Origin of the sequence: Novosphingobium sp. ST904 (assembly GCF_001298105.1) — a bacterium.
Classification (GTDB): Bacteria; Pseudomonadota; Alphaproteobacteria; order Sphingomonadales; family Sphingomonadaceae; genus Novosphingobium.
Genome location: NZ_LGJH01000079.1, coordinates 1 through 11042, shown reverse-complemented (window position 1 = coordinate 11042; position 11042 = coordinate 1). Strand labels below are relative to the sequence as shown.

9 protein-coding genes and 2 pseudogenes are annotated in these 11042 nt (G+C 56.0%); 10 read left to right on the top strand and 1 reads right to left on the bottom strand.

What is annotated here, in order from left to right; all coding sequences use genetic code 11:
- The 10 genes and pseudogenes from ADT71_RS29915 to ADT71_RS01325 form a co-directional block, all read left to right on the top strand.
- Positions 1–100 (top strand): annotated as a pseudogene (locus tag ADT71_RS29915) (IS5/IS1182 family transposase); the annotation flags it as partial.
- Positions 101–202: 102 nt separating this feature from the next.
- Complete coding sequence (locus tag ADT71_RS01355; protein ID WP_054434408.1) at positions 203–367, top strand: helix-turn-helix domain-containing protein; 165 nt, start codon at positions 203–205, stop codon at positions 365–367.
- Between the two features lie 140 nt (positions 368–507).
- Positions 508–873, top strand: a complete 366-nt coding sequence (locus ADT71_RS35320) for a BrxE family protein (RefSeq protein WP_197282878.1) — start codon at positions 508–510, stop codon at positions 871–873.
- A 2-nt stretch (positions 874–875) separates the two neighbouring features.
- Positions 876–1664, top strand: coding sequence for a BrxA family protein (locus ADT71_RS29910; RefSeq protein WP_082370075.1), 789 nt, complete (start codon positions 876–878; stop codon positions 1662–1664).
- Complete coding sequence (locus tag ADT71_RS01345; RefSeq protein WP_054434406.1) at positions 1645–2220, top strand: BREX protein BrxB domain-containing protein; 576 nt, start codon at positions 1645–1647, stop codon at positions 2218–2220. The genes ADT71_RS29910 and ADT71_RS01345 overlap by 20 nt, the downstream gene beginning before the upstream one ends.
- Before the next feature lie 30 nt (positions 2221–2250).
- Positions 2251–5877: a BREX system P-loop protein BrxC gene (gene brxC / locus ADT71_RS01340; protein ID WP_054434404.1), complete on the top strand. Its 3627-nt coding sequence runs from the start codon at positions 2251–2253 to the stop codon at positions 5875–5877.
- A gap of 2 nt (positions 5878–5879) precedes the next feature.
- Entirely contained in the window at positions 5880–7769 is a 1890-nt protein-coding gene (locus ADT71_RS01335; RefSeq protein WP_054434401.1) for an SAM-dependent methyltransferase, read from the top strand.
- Positions 7766–9367 (top strand): hypothetical protein, encoded by a 1602-nt coding sequence (locus tag ADT71_RS01330; protein WP_197282877.1) that lies wholly within the window; start codon positions 7766–7768, stop codon positions 9365–9367. The genes ADT71_RS01335 and ADT71_RS01330 overlap by 4 nt, the downstream gene beginning before the upstream one ends.
- Positions 9319–9537 carry a hypothetical protein gene (locus ADT71_RS31835; protein ID WP_197282876.1) on the top strand — a complete coding sequence of 73 codons (219 nt, stop codon included), beginning with the start codon at positions 9319–9321 and terminating at the stop codon, positions 9535–9537. Before ADT71_RS01330 ends, ADT71_RS31835 begins: the two co-directional genes overlap by 49 nt.
- A 152-nt stretch (positions 9538–9689) precedes the next feature.
- On the top strand, positions 9690–10901 hold the full coding sequence (locus ADT71_RS01325) for a hypothetical protein (protein ID WP_197282875.1): 1212 nt from the start codon (positions 9690–9692) through the stop codon (positions 10899–10901).
- On the opposite strand, the pseudogene ADT71_RS30965 reads toward ADT71_RS01325, so the two are convergent.
- Positions 10865–11042, bottom strand: a pseudogene (locus tag ADT71_RS30965) (IS3 family transposase); the annotation flags it as partial. The gene ADT71_RS01325 and the pseudogene ADT71_RS30965 sit on opposite strands and share 37 nt — an antisense overlap.

The following is an 11042-nucleotide window of genomic DNA, read 5'->3' as shown; positions in this document are numbered from 1 at the left end:
CGTCGCCACCCGTTACGACAAGCTCGCCGCCAACTTCCTCGCCATGGTTCAACTTGCCTCAATGCGGCTATGGCTGCGAGCTTATGAGTCTACGGCCTAATCGCTGTCCCGGTATGATTAGGTTGCGACCTCCACAATTTTCCCGTATTTTCTCAAAAGTAGACCGCCATTGATATGGAGTCGGCAATTGGAAAGCGATGTGATGACCATTCGGGAGGTTGCCGACTATCTCAAACTAGCCGAGAAAACCGCCTATCGCCTGGCGGCGGATGGCAAGATTCCGGGCTTTAAGGTTGGTGCCTCGTGGCGCTTTCGGAAGAGCGAGATTGACCGATGGATTGTCGCTCAAGAACAAGGGCGAAATTGAACCATGGGTAAGATGATGGACTCTGCTCTACTGCCAGTGTTGAAAGTCAGGTTGCTCGTGAGCTTTCTGGGCGAGCGGGCGCAGTTTGGTTGGTGGCCGACGGCTTTTTATGATGCGTCAGGCGACTTTTCCTCGAGCCTATTTTTTCGAAAACACCGCAACTCGCCCAGTATCATGGCGTCGTCGAGGCAGCACGTCGGCTGCACGACGAGCACTTAAATGTTGGGACCTATCACCTTTTTCGCCTGCCGGAAGAGTTGGAGCAAGATCTCCATATACTCGTCCAAGGCGGAGCCGAAGAGCTGTCTCCTGCAGTTCTCTTTCGAGACACCCAGACAGCGCTCGACGCTCTGATCGCCAAAGCAGGTTCGGCAAAGAAGGAGGGAGTTGGCCCGGTAGCAATCGGAAATGTCGATAATATTGCCATTCATCTCAAAGATATCGCCTCAGTTTATGCTGCGGCTTTTTCGTCCAACGCCCAATCCTTCCCCTACCTGGCGAGATAATTGTGGCTGAGGAATCTTTTTACACCACGCAATTGCAGGCAGGCCTAGGTCTCATAAGCGAGACTAAGGAACTGCTGGATTTGTGGGCGCCTGGCATGTCGGTTTCGCAGCTTAATCAGGTTGCGCTGGACTCAGGAAGATTTCCCAATGTCACCGCTCGGCGCCTGCGCAATGTAATTTCTGAGTGTTTTTCTCCCCGCTACCTCATTTCGAATGGTGCTCCAGCTCAACATCTGAAGATACTATCAAGGAATGTTTCTGGATCCGATCTAAGTCAGATTCTCCTGCTATTTACGGCTAGAGCAAACCCAATATTGAGCGATTTTATCCGCGATGTTTATTGGTCCCGATATGCCGGCGGTTATGCCGAGATCTCCACTGTTGATGCGCGTGCTTTTGTGGAGCGCGCAATCGATGATGGAAAAACGGCGATACGATGGTCGGAGTCCACTGTCAGGCGGGTTTCTGCCTATTTGACCGGATGTTGTGCGGATTATGGCTTGCTGGAGCGTGGGACACGATCAAGCCGCCGTATCCTCCCACTTCGAATTTCGCATCTGGCCTCGGCGTACCTTGCTTATGACCTGCATTTCGCAGGCGTTGGAGACAATGCCCTGCTGGCCCATCCAGATTGGCAATTGTTTGGGTTGGCCCGCGAAGATGTGCTGGAGGAGCTGAAAAAGCTCTCCCTAAAGGGACATGTTATCGTCCAAGCCGCTGGCGACGTCGTTCGTATCAGCTGGAAGCAACCAAGCATGGAGGCGCTTTGCGATGTCCTCTCTCAGGGCTGATTTTGACGAATTGCGCGAGCGCATACGGCATGGTCGCGAACTCGGGCATGCGAGTTTCGAACCTATTTATTACCTAATCTTTCCTCCGGAGCAGATCCTGGAGGTCAAGCGCCAAACCCCTGCGTGGCTGGCGAAACTTCATCAGGAAGGTTGGGACGTCCACACGTTCTCGATTGCAGACAATCTGTGGGACCTCCTTCGGAATGATCCATTTTGGTCGCTCTGCCTCATGGAAGACAAAGCGTCCCCTCTCGACTGGGTGCGTACCAATAAGGCGTTGGCCGATATTGTGACGTCTGGTGGTGGCCTTCTTAGCCGCCTGGCAGGAGCGCTTAAGCCTCTGGAAGCCAAGCAGAATGCGCTGCTCCTGGTAACGGATCTGGAGGCGCTCCATCCGTTCTTGCGCATCGGGGCAATCGAAAGCCAGCTTCAAGGACAATTTCATGTGCCGACGGTGTTCCTCTATCCCGGTGTTCGAACAGGGAAAACCAGGCTGAAATTCCTCGGCTTTTATCCCGAGGACGGAAACTACCGGTCCGTCCATGTCGGCGGTTAATGTGCAAAGAATTGGCTGGGGGACTACGCTGTGAGCATTCGGGAATTATTTGATCCGTCCAAGGACATTTATCGGACGATCGAAAAGGTAATCACCTATGGTGCTGCCCAAGAAGACCGGCTGAAGGCTGAAATCTCTGAATATGTAGTCACGGAGAGCATCGAGGAGCAATTCCGCAAGCTCCTTGATCGCATGCAGATGGCCATGGAGGCTGGTGGCGAAAACGAGGTAGGGGTCTGGGTGTCCGGCTTCTATGGCTCGGGCAAGAGCTCATTCACCAAATATCTCGGCCTCGCCTTCGACAACCAGCGAACGATTGACGGCACTCCGTTCATCAAACATCTGCAGGATCGTCTGCATAAGCCCCAGACTAAAGCGCTGCTCAACACTGTTGCTCAAAGATTTCCTGCAGCCGTCGTCTTACTCGACCTGGCCAGTGAGATGCTTGCTGGGGCAACCATGGAAGAGGTGTCCACGGTTCTCTACTTCAAGGTTCTGCAGTGGGGGGGCTATTCGCGCAACCTCAAGGTCGCAGCCTTCGAGCGAATGATCGAAAAGGACAATCGTACCGATGAGTTGCATGGGCGCATTGGAGAAGCCTTGCCCGGCGCCACCTGGGATCGAGTTCAGAACAACCCCCTCGCGATTGATGGGCTCATTCCGAAAATTGCACACGAAATGTATCCAGGGCTTTTCCCCGAAACGAAGTCATTTTCGTCTAACACTGACGGATTTTTTCAGTTCGAGGATCAACGCGTCCAAGAGATGATTGATATTGTCCGAGAAAAAAGCGGCAAGCAGAACATCATCTTCATCATCGACGAAGTCGGGCAGTATGTCGCATCACGTGACAACTTGATCCTCAATCTCGATGGCTTGGCAAAAAACCTTAAGCGCCTAGGCGACGGCAAGGTCTGGATTATATCTACGGCACAACAGACCCTGACCGAGGATGATCCGCGCGCTGCGCTCAATTCGGACAAGCTTTATAAGCTCAAGGATCGCTTCCCGATCCAGATTGATCTCGAATCGAGCGATATCAAAGAAATTTGTTATCGCCGTTTGCTTGGGAAATCCCCTGCGGGCGAAGAGCAGCTAGGAAAGCTGTTCGACACTCACGGCCAAGCGCTTCGACACAATACAAAGCTGCAAGATGCAAAGTACTACGACGCTGACTTCAGCCGCGAAACATTCATCAATCTATACCCCTTCCTGCCTGCACATTTTGACATCCTTTTGCATCTTTTGGGGGCGCTAGCTAAATCGACTGGTGGCATTGGGCTGCGGTCTGCCATCAAGGTCGTCCAGGACGTACTCAAGGGTGAAGGCGGCTCGACGGCAATGGCCGATCAGCCTGTTGGTTGGCTTGCAACAACCGTTACGCTCTACGACGAACTTGAGAAGGACATTCGGCGCGCCTTCCCCTCAATCCACCAAGCGGTCGGCAAGGTTCTTATTCGGTTCCCAGACACGCAGCGCCACCAGGACATCGCCAAATCCGTCGCAGTCTTACAAATTCTGGGCAACTTGCCTGTCACAGTGCAGAACGTCGCCAGCCTGATGCACTCGTTGGTCTCGGCAGCCTCTCAGCTCGAAGATGTGCGCAAGGCAGCCGACGAGATGCTCGGCGATGTTCATGCCCCACTGGGTGAGAAGGATGGAAATCTTGTATTTCTGAGTGAGAAGCTTCGGGATATCGAACAGGAACGCGGCGCGCTGGCCCTGCGCTCGGTTGACGTACGCCGTGCTTTTAATGACGCTCTGCGTGAAGCCTTTGATCCATTGCCCCGGGTCAATCTACACGGGACGTTAGCTGTTGCATCAGGGCTCAAGGTGCAAACGGGCAGTGCAGTGACCAGCCTTGCTGGCGATCAAAATCCCATACAGACAATCGTCGAGTTGGTACCGGCCGCAGATTATGACACGGCGCGCAACCGCCTACTTGATGACTCGCGCAGCCGGACCGGGCGGAATGTGATTGGTCTCTTGGCCAGAGCAAATCCCGACTTGGATGAACTTGCGAACGAGATTTACCGTAGCCAACGGATAGCTGAGCTGCATCGCAACGAACCTGATCAAGAGGTCCGCGACTATTGCGCTGGGCAGCTCGATCGGGCGACCAAGCTTGCAGTTCAGTTGCAGAGCAAGATTAAACAAACCCTGCAGGGTGGATCGTTCGTTTTTCGCGGCCAGGCTACCGCGGTCACGGCACTCAACGTAGACTTGCTGGAGGCGACAAAAAAGCTTCTCGGTGACGTCGCTGAGCAGGTGTACGATCGGTATGCTGAAGCGCCGGTAAGGGCCGCAACGGATTGCGCCGAAAAATTCCTCAAGGTTGCGAACCCTTCGGCTATTAGCAGCGCGCTGGATCCGCTCGGGCTGGTGCAGACGGTTGCGGGTCGCGCGACTTTCCGCAGCGACCATAAGGCGATGATCAGCATCCGCGATTACATCGACAAGCGGGGCACGGTCGATGGCAAGCGGCTACTCGATGACTTCAGCAGCGATCCTTTTGGCTGGTCGCCCGACACCACCCGCTACATTCTTGCGGCGATGCTGATCGCGGGGGAGATCAAGCTCAAGGTTTCTGGACGCGAGGTCACTGCGGCAGGTCAGCAAGCGATCGACGCTCTGAAAACCAACAATTCATTTAAGCCAATTGGTGTTGCGCTTCGCGACGAACGTCCGTCGATCGAGACGCTGGGCCGCGCTGCGGAGCGGTTGACTGAATTGGTCGGCGATACGGTCATCCCGCTTGAACAGGAAATCAGCAAGGTCGCCACGAAATATTTCCCTCGCTTCCAACATGATTACGGATCTCTGTCGGAAAAGTTGAGCGGCTTAGGGCTCGGCGGCAGCGATCGGATTATCACCCTTAATCAGGACCTCGCGGATGTCCTGTTCACAGACGCTTCTGATGCCCCCCAACGATTGGGAGCCGAGAGTTCTGCCATCTACGATAATTTGAGATGGGCGGTCGAGGTGAAACGGGCACTCGATAATGGCCTCGACGTGACCGTGCGTGCGCTGCAGTCCCATCGCCATGAAATCGATGAGCTGCCAAACACCGGTGCCCCTGGGGAACTCCGAAAAGAGCTAAGCGAAGAGATGGTCAACTTGTCCGAGCGACTGAAGAAGGAGGATTTCTTCAAGCACTCCGCCGATCTCAATTCGCTGCTCACGCACATTAAAGGACGAGTTCGTGACACGGTTCTATCTTTGTCAGAGCAGCAGAAGCTGAGACTGAAGGATGGCGTTGAAGACCTGCAGCGCCTGCCGGAGTGGTCGGGCCTGACTCAGGAAGATCGTGGCAATGCGGTCGAGCGCCTGGAAGCGTTAGCGCTGACCGTTTCCGAAGACCTGTCCGGCCTCAAGAAGCTGCTGGCACGCGATTATGATATCAGCAGCACGACCGACGATCTGAAGCGGTCGATAGCCCGCCAGGAGCAGGAGAGGCGGCGGATGGAGCTTGAAGAGGAAGTGGGCAAGAGCGGGGGGCGCGACCGCACCATGCTTTCTCGCTCAATCCCAGTTCCCAGCAAGGTTGCCTCAGCCAGCGAGTTGGACATGCTGATCCAGGCGCTGAACGAGTTGAAAACCCAATTGGCATTGTATGATGATATCGACATCTCGTTCGTGCTTGGCGGGGATGCATAACCATGGCGTTCGATCAGGCCACGCGTAACCGACTGCAGCGCTTTGTCACCGATGCACGCCGGGCGCTGGAAGAAGAATTTACGCGCCAGCTTCATAACGATTTCGGGATGGACCCGGTCGCCGGCACAGTCACACCGATCGAAAGCCTGCGGCACATCAACGACCAGCAACGCGAAACGGCGCGGATCCTTCGGGATACGCTGGATCACTATTGCGCTGGCGGAGACATGGACACGAAGGCCGGCCTCGATCGCATCGTGCGAGAGCAGGCATTTACGGTCTTGAACCGGCTGGCGGCACTTCACATGGCGGAGGCGCGTGGACTGTTGATCGAAACGGTTGGCAACGGGTTTCAGGCCAAAGGCTTTCAGCTTTATGCCCGCCTTGCGGGTACGGGGCTTGGCGAAACGGGCGATGCCTACCGGGTTTACCTTCAAAGCGTCTTTGACGAGTTGTCGCTAGACCTGCCCGGCCTGTTCGACCGCTACTCGCCACAAGGGCGCTTATTCCCGCGGGAGGTCGCGCTGCTCCAGGTCCTGGCGCTCATCAATCATGGTGAGATTGAGCCGCTGTGGGCCGAGGACGAGACGATCGGCTGGATCTACCAGTACTTCAACTCCAAGGAAGAACGCAAAGCGATGCGCGATGCATCGCAGGCCCCTCGCAATAGCCGAGAGCTTGCCGTGCGCAACCAGTTCTTCACCCCTCGTTATGTGGTGGAATTCCTGGTCGACAATACGCTGGGGCGACTGTGGTTCAATTGGACCGGCGGGCAAACAGAATTGCGAGATCGCTGCCAGTATCTGTTGGTAAAACCGGACGAGAACCCTGAGTCTTCCAGCCGCCTTCGCGACCCGCGGACGATCAAGTTGCTCGATCCAGCCTGTGGGTCGATGCACTTTGGGCTTTATGCTTTCGATCTGTTTCAGGAGATCTATCGTGAGGCCTGGGCGTGGGAACAGACGCATATGCCAGGATCGCTCGACACCGAAACCGGCGGCAGTACCGATCTAAAGCCGCTCTGCCAAACGTATGCTGACCAGGATGCCTTGTTGCAAGACGTCCCGCGGCTGATTGTCGAGCACAATATTTACGGCGTCGATATCGACCCGCGCGCGGCACAGATCGCGTCGCTCGCGCTGTGGCTGCGAGCGCAGCGGGCTTGGCATGATGCGGGGGTAAAGGCCAAGGACCGGCCGCAAATAGGCCGCGGGCAAGTGGTGGCCGCTGTTGCGCCGCCGGCTGAGGTAGAACTGCGCCAGCGGTTCATGGCGGAGCTTGATCCGCTGGATGCCGAACTGTTCGAACAAACGCTGTTCCTGCTCAAGGGCCTGCCCGAGCTTGGGGTATTGCTGCAAGTTGAGAAGGAATTGCCCGCGCTGATCCGCAAGGTTTTTGGCGAACATGGCGATCTGTTCCGCGCCGATGACATGGCGCACTGGCAGAAGGCTGAGGCGCGTTTGCACGAGGCGCTGACCGACTATGCCCGCGCGGCGCGCTCCACCTATCAGGGTCGGCTGTTCGCCGAGGACGCGCTGCAAGGATTGCGGATGATCGATCACTGCCGCGAGGTGTTCGACGTGGTTGTGATGAACCCACCCTTTGGGGCGACGGCGGTCGGGGCTAAGGCAGTGATGCAGGAAGCCTATCCCAACAGTAAGAATGATTTGCTCGCAATTTTCGTCGAGCGTGGCTTGGAGCTTATGCGGGCCGAAGCTCGGCTTGGAGCAATTACCTCCCGTACATGTTTCTTCCTAACGAGCTTTCAAAGATGGCGAGAAGAAATTCTACTCGGCATCGCGCAGCCAGAGGTAGTTGCCGATCTTGGATTAGGAGTGATGGACGACGCGTGGGTGGAGGCGGCAGCCTATACTCTGGAGAAGCGGGCATGACGATCTTTTTACGACTGCTGGATGAAACTGAAAAGGGAGAAGCCCTTTCAAGCGCGTCCATTGCCATAAGGAACGGCGCGTGTCCGACCTGTGCTTCAATAATTAACCCATCAGAATTCAACAAAATTCCAGGAGCGCCATTTGCTTATTGGGTAAGTAGCGCCGTACGAGACTCGTTTGAAATTTTTGGGACGGCTGCTGAAGAAGGATTAGAAGCGAGGCAGGGACTGGCTACTGCTGACGACTTCAGATTTGTTAGGCTTGTATGGGAAATTGAACCCTCGCGCGGTATAAAATGGAGATTTTTCTCTAAAGGTGGCGCATATTCAAAATTTTACGGCTCGATCCATCTCCTAGTTAGCTGGGGGAATGGTCAAGACCAAATGCTCGCAATACTTAATCCGAAATCAGGAAAAACCAAATCCAACATCTGGATGCTCCCAGATACAATAAAGTCATATTTTTTTCGGCCAGGATTTACGTGGTCACGCCGATCCGCAAAGGGACTGTCTTTTCGAGCCCTCCCTGAGGATTGTATATTTTCTGACAAAGGGCCGACAGTATTTCTTCCCCATGACGATGTTAGCCAAACACTTTCTGCAATGGCTGTTACGAACAGCTCAGCGTATTCCTTTCTTGTCAGTCTCCAAATCGCGGCAGGCTCTTATGAGGCCGGAGTAATATTGCGAACACCAATTCCAAAGATTTGCGAAGAAGATGAACGACGCCTTGCAGAATTGAGTTTTCAATCATGGTCTCTGAAGCGCAAGCTAGACGAAACAACGGAAACATCATTGGCATTTGTTTTGCCATTCGGATTGAGGTCGAGCCTCGGCGAATATCATCCTCCGGCTATGGAGCTGACGCTGAACGGCTTACAGGCCAACATCGACGACATCACTTTCGACCTCTACGGATTCAGTGAGGCAGACCGCGCCGCTGCGCTTGGATCACCGGGTTCAACGAACGAAGATTCAATGGTCACAGCTCAGGATCCAGAGGATAGTGAAGACGACGATGGTGTCGACGCGATCGATCAGACCGACAGCCTGCTTAGCTGGACCGTCGGCGTCGCTTTCGGTCGCTTCGACTTGCGCCTGGCGACGGGCGAGCGCGAAGCCCCGCATGAACCAGACCCGTTCGATCCGCTTCCAGCTAAGAGCCCAGGCATGCTGCCTGACGGGGCTGCGCCGTTCCATGACCACAGTGGCATTCTGGTGGATGACCAGGGCCATCCGCATGACCTGCCCAGGCTAATCGAGGAGGTCCTCGCCCGCGTCCAGGCGGATGTGCCAGGCAACGTGCGCCGCTGGCTGCAGCGTGATTTCTTTCTCCTGCACCTGAAGCAATACAGCAAAAGCCGCCGAAAGGCCCCGATCTATTGGCCGCTCTCGACCAGTTCGGGTAGCTACACGCTCTGGTGCTACTACCCCAACTTGACCAGTCAGACGCTCTACGTCGCCGTCAACGACTTCATCGAGGGGCCGAACGGAAAGCTTTGCCTGGTCAGACGAGAGCTTACGGCGCTGCGCGAAAAGGGCAGCGCCCGTTGTCCGAGGACGAGAAACGCTATGAGGTACTGCAGACCCTCGAACTAGAGCTGATCGAGTTGCGCGACACGCTGTTGCAGATTGCTCCGACATATCACCCCAACCACGACGACGGCGTCCAGATCACCGCAGCGCCGCTCTGGCAGTTGTTTCGCCACAAGCCTTGGCAGAAAATCCTAAAGGACACCTGGGCTAAGCTGGAAAAAAGGCGAGTATGACTGGGCGCACCTGGCGATGGCCTATTGGCGACCCGCGTGCGGGAAAAGTGCAAGACCGACAAGTCGCTCGCTATCGCCCATGATCTTGAGCATCTCTATGCCGAGGCTGAGCCGAAAGGCGCTAAGGCCCGTGGGCTCAAGAAGGACGCGGAATGACTATCGCAAATTTCATCCGTGATACCGTGCTGCGCCCACGCCTGCTCGAAGCGGGATGCATGGTCGTTTATGATCCAGACCAGCGTTATCAGGCGATCTGTGCCGGCCTTGAAGACGATCGCGTGCGGGTGATCGATGCATCGGTGAGTAGCATCGAGAGCCGGTTGGCGGCGATCCAGGCCCTGAGTGAAGTAGGCCGCCCGAAGAGCAGTCTTGATGCTGTCCTTGTTTATGTCCCCAAAGGCCCACCCGCGGCCGACGAAGACAAGCAAATCGATCCTTTTTCGATCTATGCTGCGAGCGGCGCCGTGTTTCCGAAGGACGATGGCGACGACTATCTCAGCCTGTGCCTGCGGGCAAAGCCTGACCATTCGACCGAAGTTCGCCGGGTGTTTGCGGGGGCCACAACCGGGCCTGCCTTCGCCGTCATCGATGCAATTGGCGGCGGGGCCAGTTGGCCGCAACTGCGCTCGGCATTGCAGGTGGAATCGGGACGAGAGGTCCTGACGGCACTGCTGGCGCCGAATGCGGCCCAAGCCGAGGCGTTGAAAGCCCAGGAAGGCTGGAGTGATGAGGCGCGAGAATTCGTGTCGGCGACGCTCGGCCTGAGCGTTAAGACGCGAGGCAAGACTTGGAATTCCCTCGCGGATGAGCTTTGGCGGTTCGTGTTGTTCAGCGAGTTTATATTCGATTTGCCAGTGGTATTGCCGGAAGCCCTAAAGGGTGTGCCGCATGCCCCTGTCGAAGCGCGACCGATCGTGGAGGATGTCTGCGATCGCTTGCGGAGCAACCCCAACACGCGCAGCGGCTATATCGAGCGGGCCGAGGCGATCGAGATCGAGTTGGAATTGGCCGGCCAATGTAGCGCGATCGAAGATCTGGGAGAACGCGACACATTCCCATTTGAGGAACGAACCTTCCTCAAGTCCGCCATCAAGGGGATCACGACCAACGATACCGACGTGACCCGGCGTCTGCTGACGCGCCACAAGAACTCGGTCTGGCTCGGCAAGGGAGAGAGCCAGTCGCAATGGGAGCTCGTTCGCGCGGGGCTTAGCCTCGTCGAAGCCTGTGAGGACTATGAACGCCAGTTGCCAGAGCACGCGCGCTCCCAGGCCGACCTGTTAGACTTTGAAGCGCCCCGGGTTTTCAGGAGGCAGTTTTCATTTGGCTATGCAGCCATATCGAGGTTCTCGAGGGCTGCATAGTAATTGTCTTCGGCCTCAGCGGGCGGGATGTGCCCGATAGGGCCGAAGAGCCGGTGATTATTGTACCAATCGACCCAGCGCAGCGTTGCCATTTCCACGGCCGAAACGCTTGGCCATGATCGCTGCCGCCAGATGACCTCG